15 protein-coding genes and 1 pseudogene are annotated in these 14331 nt (G+C 71.2%); 10 read left to right on the plus strand and 6 right to left on the minus strand.

The genetic code is table 11. The annotated features are described in order from the left end of the window. Positions 1 to 21: 21 nt before the first annotated feature. Positions 22 to 513, plus strand: a complete 492-nt coding sequence (locus AB0F15_RS35185; protein ID WP_360280120.1) for a SigE family RNA polymerase sigma factor — start codon at positions 22 to 24, stop codon at positions 511 to 513. Between the two features lie 10 nt (positions 514 to 523). Then, complete coding sequence (locus tag AB0F15_RS35190; RefSeq protein ID WP_360280123.1) at positions 524 to 1381, plus strand: hypothetical protein; 858 nt, start codon at positions 524 to 526, stop codon at positions 1379 to 1381. Here AB0F15_RS35190 and AB0F15_RS35195 read toward each other — a convergent pair. Next, positions 1372 to 1905: a helix-turn-helix domain-containing protein gene (locus tag AB0F15_RS35195; protein WP_360280125.1), complete on the minus strand. Its 534-nt coding sequence runs from the start codon at positions 1903 to 1905 to the stop codon at positions 1372 to 1374. The two genes, AB0F15_RS35190 and AB0F15_RS35195, sit on opposite strands and share 10 nt — an antisense overlap. Positions 1906 to 1995: 90 nt before the next feature. On the opposite strand from AB0F15_RS35195, the gene AB0F15_RS35200 reads away from it, so the two are divergent. Continuing rightward, positions 1996 to 2454, plus strand: a complete 459-nt coding sequence (locus tag AB0F15_RS35200) for a nuclear transport factor 2 family protein (protein ID WP_360280128.1) — start codon at positions 1996 to 1998, stop codon at positions 2452 to 2454. 399 nt (positions 2455 to 2853) lie between these two features. Next, positions 2854 to 3000 (plus strand): hypothetical protein, encoded by a 147-nt coding sequence (locus AB0F15_RS35205; protein WP_360280131.1) that lies wholly within the window; start codon positions 2854 to 2856, stop codon positions 2998 to 3000. A gap of 2 nt (positions 3001 to 3002) precedes the next feature. Here the strand turns inward: AB0F15_RS35205 and AB0F15_RS35210 are convergent, their stop codons facing one another. Continuing rightward, on the minus strand, positions 3003 to 4280 hold the full coding sequence (locus tag AB0F15_RS35210; protein WP_360280134.1) for a glycosyltransferase family 4 protein: 1278 nt from the start codon (positions 4278 to 4280) through the stop codon (positions 3003 to 3005). A 125-nt stretch (positions 4281 to 4405) separates the two neighbouring features. Between AB0F15_RS35210 and AB0F15_RS35215 the strand changes: the two are divergent. Further along, a pseudogene (locus AB0F15_RS35215) lies at positions 4406 to 6167 on the plus strand (sugar-binding domain-containing protein). A 152-nt stretch (positions 6168 to 6319) separates the two neighbouring features. Here the strand turns inward: AB0F15_RS35215 and AB0F15_RS35220 are convergent. The 3 genes from AB0F15_RS35220 to AB0F15_RS35230 are packed head-to-tail and all read right to left on the minus strand — an operon-like array spanning position 6320 to position 9098. Continuing rightward, positions 6320 to 6808, minus strand: coding sequence for a glutathione peroxidase (locus tag AB0F15_RS35220; protein WP_360280137.1), 489 nt, complete (start codon positions 6806 to 6808; stop codon positions 6320 to 6322). 14 nt (positions 6809 to 6822) lie between these two features. Continuing rightward, on the minus strand, positions 6823 to 8328 hold the full coding sequence (locus AB0F15_RS35225; RefSeq protein WP_360280140.1) for a glycoside hydrolase family 57 protein: 1506 nt from the start codon (positions 8326 to 8328) through the stop codon (positions 6823 to 6825). Then, positions 8325 to 9098, minus strand: a complete 774-nt coding sequence (locus AB0F15_RS35230) for a methyltransferase domain-containing protein (RefSeq protein ID WP_360280143.1) — start codon at positions 9096 to 9098, stop codon at positions 8325 to 8327. The genes AB0F15_RS35225 and AB0F15_RS35230 overlap by 4 nt, the downstream gene beginning before the upstream one ends. 53 nt (positions 9099 to 9151) lie before the next feature. Between AB0F15_RS35230 and AB0F15_RS35235 the strand changes: the two genes are divergently transcribed. Next, positions 9152 to 9577 carry a hypothetical protein gene (locus AB0F15_RS35235; RefSeq protein ID WP_360280146.1) on the plus strand — a complete coding sequence of 142 codons (426 nt, stop codon included), beginning with the start codon at positions 9152 to 9154 and terminating at the stop codon, positions 9575 to 9577. On the opposite strand, the gene AB0F15_RS35240 is transcribed toward AB0F15_RS35235, so the two are convergent. Continuing rightward, entirely contained in the window at positions 9555 to 10400 is an 846-nt protein-coding gene (locus AB0F15_RS35240; RefSeq protein ID WP_360280149.1) for a DegV family protein, read from the minus strand. The two genes, AB0F15_RS35235 and AB0F15_RS35240, sit on opposite strands and share 23 nt — an antisense overlap. A 244-nt stretch (positions 10401 to 10644) precedes the next feature. Here AB0F15_RS35240 and AB0F15_RS35245 point away from each other — a divergent pair, with 244 nt between their 5' ends. From AB0F15_RS35245 to AB0F15_RS35260, 4 genes are all read left to right on the plus strand, one after another. Beyond that, on the plus strand, positions 10645 to 11430 hold the full coding sequence (locus tag AB0F15_RS35245) for an electron transfer flavoprotein subunit beta/FixA family protein (protein WP_360280152.1): 786 nt from the start codon (positions 10645 to 10647) through the stop codon (positions 11428 to 11430). Positions 11431 to 11459: 29 nt separating this feature from the next. Continuing rightward, on the plus strand, positions 11460 to 12419 hold the full coding sequence (locus tag AB0F15_RS35250; RefSeq protein WP_013223551.1) for an electron transfer flavoprotein subunit alpha/FixB family protein: 960 nt from the start codon (positions 11460 to 11462) through the stop codon (positions 12417 to 12419). Between the two features lie 150 nt (positions 12420 to 12569). Next, on the plus strand, positions 12570 to 13352 hold the full coding sequence (locus AB0F15_RS35255; protein WP_360280155.1) for a GNAT family N-acyltransferase: 783 nt from the start codon (positions 12570 to 12572) through the stop codon (positions 13350 to 13352). Further along, positions 13349 to 14233, plus strand: coding sequence for a lysophospholipid acyltransferase family protein (locus AB0F15_RS35260; protein WP_360280158.1), 885 nt, complete (start codon positions 13349 to 13351; stop codon positions 14231 to 14233). Before AB0F15_RS35255 ends, AB0F15_RS35260 begins: the two co-directional genes overlap by 4 nt. The last annotated feature ends 98 nt before the right edge of the window (positions 14234 to 14331 follow it).

Below are 14331 nucleotides of genomic sequence, written 5' to 3' on the forward strand. Positions count from 1 at the left end.
GAGGGCGACGAGGAGGAACTGGTGAAACGGTCGGAAGAAGCGGGGTACCGCGACTACGTCACGACCCGGATGGAAGTCCTGCGCCGCACGGCGTACCTGCTGTGCCGGGACTGGCACCTCGCCGACGACCTGGTGTCGATCACCATCGGCAAGCTGTACCGGCACTGGCCGCGGGCCCGGCGGATGGAGCACCTCGACGCCTACGTCCGCCGGATCCTCGTGCGGACGTGGCTGGACGAGAAGGCCAGGGCGTGGCGGCGGGAGGAGCCGGCGGAGACGCTGCCCGAGCCGGCGGTGCTGCCCCCCGACGACGTCGTCGAACGGCTCGGTCTGCTGGAGCTGCTCGACGCGCTGCCGCCGCGGCGCCGGGCCGCGGTGGTGCTGCGCTACTACTGCGACCTTTCGATCGAGGAGACCGCCGGGATCCTCGAGTGCTCGCCCGGAACCGTGAAGAGCCAGACCGCGCGCGGGCTCGACTCCCTGCGTGCGCTCGTCGCCGCGAGCCAGAGCTGATGGAGGAAAAATGAGCAGGGACCAGTTCGACGCGGCGATCGGCCCCGTCCCGCCGTCCACTGTGGACTTCGAGGCGGTGCTGGACCGCGAACGCCGCCGGGCACGGGTACGCCGCGTGGCGAACCCGTGGACCGCCGCGGGCGCGGGCGTGGCGGCGGTGGCCACCGGCGCGGTGCTCGTCCTCGCCCCGGGCGACCCCGGGCGGAGTGTGGTGGCGCCGGGAGCGGCCGGGGCGCCGCCCTCGTCCGCCGACACGTGCGGGACGGGCCCCCAGCCGACCGGGGCTCCGCTCCGGGAGAAGGCGGCCGTTGTCGCGTCCCGGCTGACGACGGTGCTCACCGACGCGGTCCGGCAGCGGGTCGCCGCGGGTACGACGCTGGGCCCGCATCCGGAGGGGGAGTACCCGAAAGGGACGCAGCACGGGCCGCTGGGCTTCTACCACGTCTTTTCCGCCATGGTGCCGCACGACGGCGCGTGCAGCGGCGGTGAGGACTACTTCATGGCCGCGGCCTCGACGTCGGAAAAGACGGACAAGGGCAACATCTGGGCCATCGTCACCCGGCTGGGCGGCAACGCCACCCCGCAGACCGAGTGCGGCCCGCCGCCCGAGCGGACCGAAGGTTCGTGCCACCGCCGCACCGGACCACACGGCGAGACGGTCGTCGAGCTGACGTTCACCCTCCCGCACGGCCCGACGGTCAACCAGGTGGACGTGACCAAGCCCGACGGCACGGGCGTCATCGTCGAGGCCCAGAACGTCGCCGGCGACGCGAAGCACGGTGGCGAGCCGGACATGCCGTCGCCGCCGCTGGGTCTCGCCCAGCTGGGGGAGGTCGCGCTCGATCCCGGGCTGACGCTCTACCCCTGAGCGGCCAGCAGGACTTTCGCGGCTTCGCGGGCCGTGTCCGCCTCGCCCGGATCACCGGTGATCGCGGCCAGCACGGTCGCACCCTCGACCAGGGCGAACAGCTGATCGGCGAGGCCCCGGCCGGGGACGAGGCCGCGCAGGTAGGCGCGGACCTCGTCCTTGTGCCGGCGGATCGCGACGGCGATGCCCGGCGCGGGCTCGCCGAACTCGCCGAAGGAGTTGATGAACGCGCAACCGCGGAAGCCCGGCTCGGCGAACCAGTTCTTCAGCCAGGCGAACACGGCCAACGGGTCGTCGCCGCGGGCGTGGACGAAATCGCGCAACGATCCTCGCCAACGTTCGTCGCGGCGGAGCAGGTACGCCTCGACCAGGTCGTTCTTCGCCGGGAAGCACTGGTAGAGCCGCTTGAGCGAGACACCGGAGCGGTCGCGGACGGCGTCCATTCCGACGGCTTGCACGCCATGGGCGTAGAAGAGGTCTTCGGCGGCCTCCAGTAGCCGGACGGCCGCCTCCGTGGAATCCATGACACCTGCCCCTGGCGCTGAGAATGATCGTTCTCTACTCTAGCGGAAGCCGTGGAGAACGTATGTTCTCTACGTTCGGAAGGAGCCGTCATGACCCCGCGCCCACCGTTCCCGCCGTTCGACGAAGACACCGCCCGCCAGAAGGTCCAGGCCGCCGAAGACGCGTGGAACACCCGCGACCCGGAACGCGTCTCGCTCGCCTACACGGAGGATTCGGTGTGGCGCAACCGCGACCGGCACGTCGTCGGACGCGCGCGGATCGTCGAGTTCCTCACCGAGAAATGGGCGCGCGAACTGGACTACGCACTGCGCAAGGAACTGTGGGGCTTCCGCGGCAACCGCATCGGCGTCCGGTTCCAGTACGAGTCCCGGACCGCCGAAGGGCAGTGGTTCCGCAGCTACGGCAACGAGCTCTGGGAGTTCAGCGACGAAGGCCTGATGCGCCGGCGCGAAGCCAGCATCAACGACGTCCCGATCGCCGAAGCCGACCGCCGCATCTTCGGCCCGCGGCCGCAGTCGGAGCACGGCGTCCTGCTGCCGATCTTCTGAGCCGGCTCCCGGCCGGCCCTCGCTGTTGGGCGTGCTCGGGACACGACGACATCGGCGTGCTGCACCGACGACGCGAGCCAGGAGCGGTACGCGAGGGCGCTCGCGGCCGCCGGATACGCCGTCGGCTCGACGGTCGTCGAGTACTCCGCGCCGCTGAGCGTCGAGGAATTGGCCGGTGGCCTTTTTCGGCGATGAGCCCGGAGCGGCGGTCGCCCCGCACGGCCCGCTGCGGGAACGCGTCCGGGCTCAGGTGCTGACCGGAACCCGGTGAACCGGACGAACCGTCACGGAAGGCGAATACGTACCGGCCCGTGCAGTTCCGCTTATTGTTTCCCGGGGAAGCGGCGCGGATGCTCGCTGCGAGGCGCCGATCGCGCCGCCGTTTCCCGAGGAGTCCCCATGATTAGCCGGTTGAGAGCCGCCTTCGCGACCCTGTTCGTCGTGTTCTCGCTCGCCTTCGCCTTCGCCTTCGCCTTCGCCTTCGACGCGACCACGACCACCCCTGCCGCCCCACGGCCGGACTGCATCCGGCCGTGCCATTTCTGAGCCTAGAGTTCGGGGATCTCGGCCGGCACCGGTTCGAAGGCGTTGCCGGTGGCGATCTTGGGCCGGGGAAGCTCGACCGGTTCGCCGGGTTTCGCCCGCCGGTAGACCTCGGCGGTCGCTTCGGCGATGCGGCCCCAGTCGAAGTCCGCGGCGAGCCGGGACTGCGCGGCCCGCGCCCGCTCGGCCGCGGCTTCGGCGTCCGAGAGGACCGTCGTCACCGCCTCGGCCAGCGCGGGGACGTCCCCGGGGCTGAACGCCAGGCCCGTCTCCCCGTGCACGACGACCTCGCCGAGCCCGCCGGCCGTCGACGCGACCAACGGCGCCTTGGCCGCCGCCGCCTCCAGCGCGACGATGCCGAACGGCTCGTACCGGCTGGGCAGCACCACGGCGTCGGCCGCGGCCAGTGCGGCGCGCAGGTCGCGATCGGACAGGTGCCCGACGAAGTCGACCGCGCGCCGCACCCGCAGCTTCCGCGACTGCTCGACCAGCTCGTCGAGGTGTCGTCCTTTTCCGGCAACGACCACGCGCGTGCCCGGGTGGCGGCGCCGAATGCGGGGAAGGGCAGCCAGCAGATCCTGCACGCCCTTCTCCCATTCGAGTCGTCCGAAATAGAGCAACAGCGGCGCACCGGCCGGGCTGTAGACCTCGCGGGCGCGCGCGATCTCGTCCGCGGGCACCTGCCAGCCGCGTTCCTCGATGCCGTTGTGGATCACCGTGACATCGGCCGCCTCGACCTCGAAGAGCTGCGCGACCTCGCGGCGCATCGCCTGCGAGCAGGTGATCAGCGCGTCGGCGCGGTTCGCCAGCCACCACTCGACCGAGTGAACCTGCTGGTTCAGCGGGTGCGACAGCCAGCCGGAGTGCCGCCCCGCCTCGGTCGCGTGGATCGTGCCGACCAGCGGTACCCGCGCGGCCTCGGCGATCGCGATGGCCGGGTGCGCGACCAGCCAGTCGTGCGCGTGGACGACGTCGGGTTGCCAGGTGCGCAGCAGGTCCTGCGCGGCGCGGATCATGGCGTGCCCCATGGCCAGCGTCCAGGCGACGAGGTCGCGTTCGAACGTCACGTGCATCGGGTCCTCGGCGACCCGGATGATCCGCACGCCCTCGACGACCCGGTCGGTGCGCGGGTGCGTCCCGGCGTCGGTACCCGCGGCGTGCCGGCAGAGCACCACGACCTCGTGACCTTGGCGGGCGAGGTGGCAGGCGAGTGCGTGGACGTGCCGGGCCAGGCCCCCGATGGCCACGGGCGGGTACTCCCAGGACAGCATCAGCACACGCATGCGCAGAGGTTACTCGCGAGTCGGAAGGGCCCGGCGGCGCCCGGGTTGGCCGACCGGCCGGCGCGGCCGCCGAATGTGAGCCGGCTCACTGGTGAACCCGGCGATCTCTGCCACCATCGGCCGGGATGACTGCACCTGAGGACACCGGCTGGCGCCGGCTCGCACCGCCCCTGTCCACCCCGTGGACCGCCGAGGTGGGTCCGGGCAACGCACTGCCCGAGTACCCGCGACCCCAGCTGACCCGGCCCCGCTGGCTCAACCTCAACGGCGTCTGGGAGTACGCCGGCTGGCCTTCGTCGCCGGATGAACCACGGCCGTCCGGCTACGCCGAGCGCATCCTGGTCCCGTTCCCGCCCGAGTCGGCGTTGTCGGGAATCGGACGACGGGACGAGGTGCTCTGGTACCGGCGGCTCTTCGGGATCCCCGGCGATTGGCGCGGCTCACGGGTGCTCCTGCACTTCGGCGCGGTCGACCAGACGGCGAAGGTCTGGGTCAACAACCAGCTCGTCGCCACGCACGAAGGCGGCTACACGGCGTTCAGCGCGGAGATCACCGACGTGTTGCGCGCCTCGGGACCGCAGGAGCTGACCGTCCGGGCCGAGGACCGCACCGACATCGAGCCCTTCCCGGTCGGCAAGCAGCGGAACAGTCCCGGCGGGATCTGCTACACGGCGTCGTCGGGAATCTGGCAAACGGTGTGGCTGGAGCCGGTCCCCGAGACCCGCGTCGAGCGGCTGGAACTGACCCCGGACTTGACCGGGGTGACGGTGTTCCCGCAGGTCACCGGCGGTGCCGAGGTCGTGGTCGTGGTTTCGGCAAAAGACGGCGAGGTGGCGCGGGCGTCGGGCGCGGCGGGGACGCCGGTGCGCGTGGACGTTCCCGAACCACGCCTCTGGACCCCCGACGACCCGCACCTCTACTCGCTGCGCGTCCGGCTGCTCGACCGGCACGGCGCGGTTTCGGACGAGGTCGGCAGCTACACCGGCCTCCGGACGATCGGCCTTCTCCCGGACCGGCAGGGACGTCCGCGGATCGCGCTCAACGACCGGATCACCTTCCTGCACGGCCCGCTCGACCAGGGCTACTGGCCGGACGGCATCTCGACCGCGCCCACCGACGACGCCCTGCGGTTCGACCTCGAGAAGACGAAAGAGCTCGGCTTCACCTTCGTCCGCAAGCACGTCAAGGTCGAGCCGGCCCGCTGGTACTTCTGGGCCGACACGCTGGGCCTGGTCGTCTGGCAGGACATGCCGTCGCTGACCGTCTCGTTCGTCGGTCCGCCCGGGTCGCACCGGACCCGGTCCCGCGGGCGCGCGAGCGGTTCGAGGCGGAACTGACCGAAATGGTGACCCAGCTGAGCGCGGTCACGTCGATCGTCGGCTGGTGCCGTTCAACGAGGGGTGGGGCGAGTTCGACACGGCCCGTGTCGCGGAATTGGTCAAAGCCCTCGACCCGACGCGGCTGGTGATCGCGAACAGCGGCGTCAACTGCTGTTTTTCGCGGCCGGACAGCGGCGCGGGCGACGTCTGCGACGACCACACTTATGTGGGCCCCGGGGAACCGTCGGTCCGCGACGGCCGGGCGATCGTCGACGGCGAGTACGGCGGCCTCGGGCTGGTTCTGGACGACCACCGCTGGCCCGGTCCACCGAACGCGTACGAGATGACGCCGACGCCCGAGCGGCTCACCGAGCGCTACACCGAGGTGAGCGTCGCTCTCGAGCGGGTGGTCGCGGAGCGCGGCTTGTCCGCGGCCGTCTACACCCAGACGACCGATGTCGAAAATGAGGTCAACGGGCTGCTGACCTACGACCGTCGCGTGGTCAAAGCGGACCCGGCGGTGGTCGCGAAGTGCGTGCGAGCGGTGATCGAGGCGGGCTCGTCCTGATTTCGACCACGACCACGACCACGGCCGATGCCGGGAAATGCGGCCGCGGTGCGCTGATTCCGGCCGCGGTGCGTGATGCCCGAACGCCTGCGGTTTCAGTCGATCCGGTGAATCCCGGCGACGGCGGGGGAGTCGCTTCCCCCGCCGTGGCATCAAGCCGGAAGCGCTGCCTCGATGGCCTTGACGACCGCCTCGTCCTCGGGCTCGGTGCGCGGCCGGAACCGCGCAAGGACCTCGCCGTCGGCGCCGACCAGGAACTTCTCGAAGTTCCACTGGACGTCGCCTGCCGCGCCCTCGGCGTCGGCGGTCTCGGTCAGTTCGGCGTAGAGCGGGTGCCGCCCCTCGCCGTTGACGTCGATCTTCTCGAAGAGCGGGAACGTGACGCCGTAGGTCGTCGAGCAGAACGTCTGGATCTCGTCCGCGCTGCCCGGTTCCTGGCCGGCGAACTGGTTGCACGGGAATCCGACGACGGAGAACCCCTGCCCGCCGAAGCGTTCCTGCAGCCGCTCGAGACCGGAGTACTGCGGGGTCAGGCCGCACTTCGACGCGACGTTGACCACGAGCAGGGCCTTGCCGGCGAACTCGCCCAGCGAGCTGTCCCGCCCATCGAGGGTCTTGAGCCGAATTTCGTGGATTCCCATCGGGTGAGTCCCTTTCAGTCGTGCTTCAGCGCCCGGGCGTCGAGGTGCCCGAACGGTCCGTCGTCGGCGCGGTAGGTGGCGGCGAGCTCCTCGGCACGGGCGCGATCGCCGCGGCGCAGCAGCCGGGTCAGCGCGTCGAAGCGCTCGGTGTGCACCTGGGCGCGGCGCCGCGCGTAGTCCGCGGCGGAGTCCTTCGTGACCATGAACGCCCAGTCGCTTTCCAGCGCGAGCATCGCCTCGGCCACGGCCTGATCGGCGACGGTGTCCCGCGCCGTCCGGTCCTGCCCCCGGACCAGCTCGAGCAGTCGCTCCTGCAGCGCCGTGTTCGCGGCGACCATGTCCTTGACCTGCTCGCCGTCCCAGACACGCCAGTCCTTGCCCGAGCCCCACGACGACGAAGGCAGGTCGATCGGCGCGCCGACGTGCCCGGCGTCCATCGCGCCCTTCAGCGTCGTCACCCGCACGCCGGCGTCGGGCAGCGCGCGCAGCACCCCCTCCAGCCACGCCGGTCCTTCGTGCCACCAGTGCCCGAACAGCTCCGTGTCGTAAGCGGCGACCACGAGCGCCTCACGCCCGTGTTGCCGTTTCAGCGACCGCAGCCGCGTCACGACGGTCTCGACGAAGTCCTTGACGTGCGTCCCCAGCACATCCGCGGCGAGCGCCGGGTCGTACGGCGCCTTGTCCTGCGGCTCGACCGTCTTGCCGGTGACCCGCGCCGCCTTGAGGCCGACCTCGTGCTGCCACGTGTGGAAGTCGCGATAAGCGGCGTGGCCGGGGTAGCCGGCTTTCGGCGACCAGACGCGGTAGGTGACTTCGAGGTCCCGGGCGAAGGCGAGGACGTCGGTGTCGCCGACCGGCCGCGCGGCCCACGTCTCGCCCCGCAGCGACGGGCCGTCGACCATGAACCGCCGCACGCCCGCGGCCGTGTAGTCCTTTTCCATACCAGGCGCGTAGCCGCACTCGGGTGCCCAAATCCCCTCGGGCCGCGTCCCGAGCCGCAGCGCCGTATCGGCGAGCCCGGCGTTCAGCGCGAACTCCCGCACCCGCGGGTCCAGCAACGGCTGGAATGGGTGGGCCAGCGGGCCGCCGAGCAGTTCGATGGTCGAATTGTCGACCAGGGACCGCAGGACCGGGGAGAACCCGTGCCGCCAGCGCGTGCCGAGTTCTTCGGCCGCGCGGACGGCGGTCCGGTACTCGGCCGCGGCGAGCTCGCGCAACAGCGGATCGCCGCGCCACAGCGTCGCCGCGTGCTGGGCGCGCAGCTGCCAGTGGCCGAGCCAGTCGTGGAACGCGCGGATGCTGTACGGATCGTCGAGCTGGGCGGCGAGCACCGGCGTCACGCCCAGCGTCAGCACGTCGCGGCGGCCCTCGTCGGCGAAGCGCTCCAAGAGCTCGACCATCGGCAGGTAGGAGTGCGCCCACGCCTGGTAGAGCCATTCCTCGCCGACCGGCCAGCTCCCGTGGTGCGGCAGCCAGGGCAGGTGGCTGTGCACGACGAGGCAGAAGGTCCCTTCGCTCATCGGCGCACCGCCACGGCGATGAGGTCGAGGCTTGCGTCGAGGTCGTCGCCGTGGATGTCGAACCCGCCTGCGCCGATTGCGGCAACGTCGGCGAGCAGGGCCTCCGGCCACACAGCCTGGCCCGGCAGCTTGCCCATGACCACCTCGAGCTGGGCGTCGATGATCGAACCGCCGTAGCGCTCGTCGAGCGCGCGCACGGCCTCGCCGTGGTGCAGCCCGTGCAGCGATTCGATCTCGAACCCGGCGTCGGTGAGCAGCCCGGCCAGTTCGGACGGCGCCAGCTCGCGGGTGTGGAACGGGTTCAGCGGCGTGTCGCTGTCCGGCGTGAAGGTCAGCCGGTTCGGCGTCGTGACCAGCAGTTTGCCGTTCGGCGACAACACCCGCCGGCACTCGGCGAGGAAGCCGGCTTGGTCCCACAGGTGCTCGATGACCTGGAAATTGGCCACGACGTCGACGGCGCCGTCCCGTAGCGGCAGATACGCCAGGTTCGCCCGCGCAACGGCGACTTCGGGGTAGCGGCGAGCGACGTGCTCGGTGGTCGGGACGTCGTAGTCCAGCGCGACCACCCGGCGAGCCGTGGTGGCGACGAGCCCGGCGCCGTAGCCCTCGCCGCAGCCGGCTTCGAGCACCGTCGCGTCCGCGCAGTGGGGGAGCAGGGCGACGTACGCAGCTTCGTGGCGACGGAACCAATAATTTTCCTCGGCGATGCCGGGGACGGTCCGTTCGCCGGTCAGGTGCAGCGCCTCGGCCCGGGTGGCTGGGGTGGTCACCTCCGCGACCCTAGCGGGTGTCACGTCGGGCACTGCCGTCTCGTTCCGTGGTCATGCAACGGACCATCACCCGCGTACTGCTCGTCGTCTTCGGACTCGCCGAAGTGCCCGTCGGCCTCTGGCCGCTGATCTCCCCGTCCGGCTTCTACCAGCAGTTTCCCGGCTTCCGCGCCGGCTGGGTGGCGATGGACGGACCGTTCAACGAGCACCTCCTGCGCGACTTCGGCGGCCTCAACCTGGGGCTCGCGGCGCTGCTGATCGGGGCCGCCGTGATCGGCACCACAACCGTGGCGCGGCTCGCGGCCGTCTCGGCGCTGCTCTTCGGCGTCCCGCACTTCGTCTACCACCTCGGCCACGTCGGGCACTTCCCGCGGATCGACCAGGTGCTCATCGTCGCGACGACCGGGCTGGGCGTGCTGCTGCCGCTCGCGCTCCTGCTGGTCCCGGCGCGCCGGGTCAGCCCACCGGCGACACCGTGATGCCGAGCGCGCCGGGGCCCAAGTGCGCCCCGATGACCGTGCTCGCTTCGACGACCATGCTTTCGACCATCGCCGGCACCCGGCGTTCGATCTGCCGTCCGATCTCCAGCTCGTGGTCGCTGGCCCCGAACCGGGTCACGGCGATGTCGGCGCGGAAACCGCCGGACTTCTTCACCGCGAGGTCCACCATCTTGGCCAGGGCGCGCCGCGTGCCGGGGACGCGGGCCAGCGGCGCGACCTCGCCGTCCTTGACCGTGAGCAGCGGCTTGATCGAGAAGGCGCTGCCGAGCATGGCCTGCGCGGTGCCGATCCGGCCACCGCGGCGGAGGTATTCGAGCGTGTCGACGTAGATGAACTCGGTGCTGGTGGTGCACCGGCGTTCGGCGGCCTCGATGACCCGGCCGGCGTCCGCGCCGGCCGCGGCCGCCCTGGCGGCGGACACGGCGGCGAAGCCGAGGCTCATGCCGGTGGTCCGGCTGTCGAGGACGTGCACCGGGATGCGCACCTGCTGGGCGGCTTCCCGGGCCGCGCGGATGGTGTCGGACATGCGGCCGGAGAGGTGGATGCTGACGATGGCGGTCGCGCCGGCGGCGGCCGCTTCCTGGTAGGTCCAGAAGAACGCCCCCGGGTCCGGGGGCGCCGTGGTGATCACCTGCCCGGCTCTCATGGCGCCGATCACTTCGTCGCGGTCGAAGCGGTTTTCGTCGTCGAAGTGGCTTCCCAGGCTCAGCTGGATCTGCACGACCCCGATGGCCCAGCGGGCGGCGACGGGGTCGGGCAGGCAGGAGCTCGAGTCGGTGACGACGGCGATGCGCGCGGGCATGGTGAAGGAGGTTAATCGTTGTCGACCTACTGGTAGTAGGCCGCGGTTGGTCCAATCGGACGAACGGCAGTTCGGGTGAGGTAACCGGTCGACTATCGGGACGATGGTCCCACTAGATTGCTCATCCAGGTGAATGGCGTCACCTCGACGGGTCCTGGCGGCGGAATGGCCCTAATCTACCGGCCAGTAGAGCACTGTCCCGTGGTCTTCCGCGGGCCACGAACCGGGAGGTCGAAGCAGACCCATGACCAACATCGTCGTCCTGGTCAAGCAGGTACCGGACACCTACTCGGAGCGGAAGCTCAACGGGTCCGACCACACCCTTGACCGCGAATCCGCCGACGCCGTGCTCGACGAGATCAACGAGAAGGCTGTCGAAGAAGCGCTGAAGATCAAGGAAGCCGGCGAGGGCGAGGTCACCGTGGTCTCGGTGGGCCCGGCCCGCGCGACCGACGCCATCCGCAAGGCGCTGTCCATGGGCGCCGACAAGGCGATCCACGTCTCCGACGAGGCGCTGCACGGCTCCGACGCGATCGCCACCGCGAAGGTGATCGCCGCCGCGATCTCCAAGGTCGAGGGCTTCGACCTCGTCATCGCGGGCAACGAGTCGTCCGACGGCCGCGGTGGCGCCGTCCCGGCGATCCTCGCCGAGCTACTCGGCCTGCCGCAGGTCACCTACGTCCGCGAGCTGACCGTCGAAGGCTCGACGATCAAGGCCACCCGCGAGACCGAGGACGGTCTCACCCACCTCGAGGCGACCCTGCCCGCGATCGTGAGCGTCGGCGAGAAGATCAACGAGCCGCGCTACCCGTCGTTCAAGGGCATCATGGCCGCGAAGAAGAAGCCGGTCGAGACGTTCACCATCGCCGACCTGGGTGTCGACGCGGGCGAGGTCGGTCTGGCCAACGCGTGGTCCACGGTGACCGAGTCCTCGCCGAAGCCGCCGCGCACCGCCGGCGAGAAGGTCGAAGACGAGGGCGACGGTGGCACCAAGGTCGCCGAGTACCTGGTCGGCCAGAAGCTCATCTGACAACGGCTCTTCGAGGAGGAACTAGAACCATGGCTGAAGTACTCGTCCTCGTCGACCACGTCGACGGTGAGGTCAAGAAGGTCACGCTCGAGCTGCTGACCGCAGCCCGCGCGCTCGGTGAGCCGTCGGCCGTCGTCGTCGGCCCGACCGGCACCGCCGCCAAGGCGAAGCAGGCGCTGGCTTCGCACGGCGCCGCCAAGGTGTATGTCGCAGAAGGCGACGACGCCGCGAACTACCTGGTCACGCCGAAGGTGGACGTGCTCGCCGCGCTCGCGCAGCAGGCGTCCCCGGCTGCCGTGCTCGTCACCGCCAGCGGTGAGGGCAAGGAGGTGGCCGCCCGCCTGGCCGTGCGCCTGGGCTCCGGCCTCATCTACGACGCCGTGGGCGTCAACGGCGACGGTGTCATCGACCAGTCGATCTTCGGTGGCGCGTTTTCGGTCAAGTCCAAGTCCGCGAAGGGCGCGCCGGTCGTCTCCATCCGCCCGGGTGCGGTCGAGGCCGAGCCCGCCGAGGGCGCGGCAGCCGAAGAGACCGTCGAGCTCCCCGCCGTCGACGCGGCGAAGGCGACCAAGATCACCGGCGTGGAGCCGGTGACCGGCGGTGACCGGCCGGAGCTGACCGAGGCCTCGATCGTGGTCTCCGGCGGCCGCGGCGTCGGCTCCGCGGAAAAGTTCGACGTCGTCGAGAAGCTGGCCGACTCACTCGGCGCCGCCGTCGGCGCGTCGCGTGCCGCTGTCGACTCCGGCTACTACCCGGCGCAGTTCCAGGTGGGCCAGACCGGCAAGACGGTCTCGCCGCAGCTGTACATCGCGCTCGGCATCTCCGGCGCGATCCAGCACCGCGCCGGCATGCAGACGTCGAAGACGATCATCGCCGTCAACAAGGACGCGGAGGCGCCGATCTTCGAGATCGCCGACTTCGGCATCGTCGGCGACCTGTTCAACGTCGCCCCGCAGCTGACCGAGGCGGTCGAGAAGCGCAAGGGCTGAATTCCGGCCTCGTCGAAGGGCCTTCCGGGACATCCCGGAAGGCCCTTCGCGCATTCCGGGGACCTGAGAACCCGCCATTAACTGAACGTGCATTGACCGGTCATCGGATGGCACTCTCCGCGGCTGCCTCCGCGCAGGTAAACCTTGACCATGACGACGTCACAGCTCCTCGTCAGCACTGATCAGGCGGCTGCCGAGCTCCCCGCCGACGCCCCCCGGTACTCGCTTCTCGTCGCGCACGCGAACGACGAAGTGATCGCGGCGCAGAAACTGCGCCACCTGGTTTTCGCCGAGGAAATGGGTGCGCGCCTCCACTCCCCGCGGCCCGGTCTGGACGTCGACGAGTTCGACGAGTTCTGCGACCACCTGGTCGTCCGCGACGACAACACCGGCGAGATCGTCGGCTGCTACCGCATGCTGCCGCCGGAGCGCGCCGCCCAGGCCGGGAAGCTCTACGCCGACAGCGAGTTCGACCTGACCGCGATCGAGGGCCTGCGACCGTCGCTGGTCGAAACCGGCCGGTCGTGCGTGCACCCGGACCACCGCAGCGGCGCCGTCGTCAGCCTGGTCTGGGCCGGGATCGCCCGCTACATGCTGCTTTCCGGTCACCGCTACCTCGCCGGCTGCGCGTCCGTCCCGCTGGTGGACGACGGCTCCTTCGCCGCCGGGGTGTGGGACGTCCTGCGCACCAAGCACTACTCCGGCGAAGCCACGCGCGTCACGCCGTTGATCCCCTGGGACGTCTCGGGCATCGGGCGCCCGGCGCGGCCCACGTTGCCGCCGCTGATCAAGGGCTACGTCCGGCTCGGGGCGAAGGTCTGCGGGCCGCCCGCGCTGGACGTCGACTTCGGCGTCGCGGACTTCTTCGTCCTCCTCGACCTGCAGAACGTCGACGCGCGCTACCTGAAGTTCTTCCTCGGGGGCCGGGCATGAGCCACGCCTGGATGCCGTCTTCGCCGTGCGGCGGCGGGTGCCTCACCGCCGACGACCCGGTGGTGGGCCTGCCGCGCAGGGTCCTGCGCTTCGCGGCGGCGATCTCCGCCGTCCTCGCCGCACTGCTGTCCGCGCCCCTGCTGCTGGTGGCGCCGGGCCGCGAGTGCCTGCTCCGGCTGATCTTCCGCGGCGTGCTGCGGGCGTTCGGTGTCCGGCTGGACATCCACGGCGGCGCCGACTTCCTGACCGCACCCGCCGGCCGTGGTGCGCTGGTGGTCAACAACCACATCTCGTGGCTGGACATCGTCGCGATCAACGCACTGCGGCCGATGCGCGCGCTGGCCAAGAAGGAGATCGCGGGCTGGCCGGTGCTCGGTGGACTGGTCCGCCGCGGCGGCAGCATCTTCCTCGACCGCGAGCGGCTGAAGTCGCTGCCCGCGACGATGACATCGTTGGCCGACGCGCTCAGGGCGGGGTCGCTGGTGAGTGTCACCCCGGAGGGCACGACGTGGTGCGGCCTGGCCTCGGGACGCTTCACGACGGCGACGTTCCAGGCGGCCATCGACGGCGGTGTCCCGGTGCGCCCGATCGCGTTGAGGTACCGCCTCGCCGACGGCCGCGAGACCAGCCGCCCGGCGTTCATCGGCCCGGAGTCGCTGATCGCGTCCCTGCGCCGGGTCGCGGCCCTGCGCGGGCTGGTGCTCGAGATCCACGTCTGCCCGGAGATCGCCCCGGGCCGCGCGGAAACCCGTCGCGAACTGGCCGTCCTCGCCGAGGCGGCGGTCCATTCCGCGCTGGGCACGGTGCAGATCCCGGCCCAGCAGCGGCGCCGCACCCCACGCCGCCAGACGGCCGCACTGGCTTCGCCTCCCGCGAAGTGACCCGGGCCCCGGGGGCCCCCGGCGGGCGCGGGGGGCCGGCCCACCTGTTCCGGGGGGGGTGGCCGGTGGGGCCCCCGCGGCGGCGGCCGGGGGGCGGC

The organism is Amycolatopsis sp. NPDC026612, from assembly GCF_040638285.1.
Lineage (GTDB): Bacteria > Actinomycetota > Actinomycetes > Mycobacteriales > Pseudonocardiaceae > Amycolatopsis.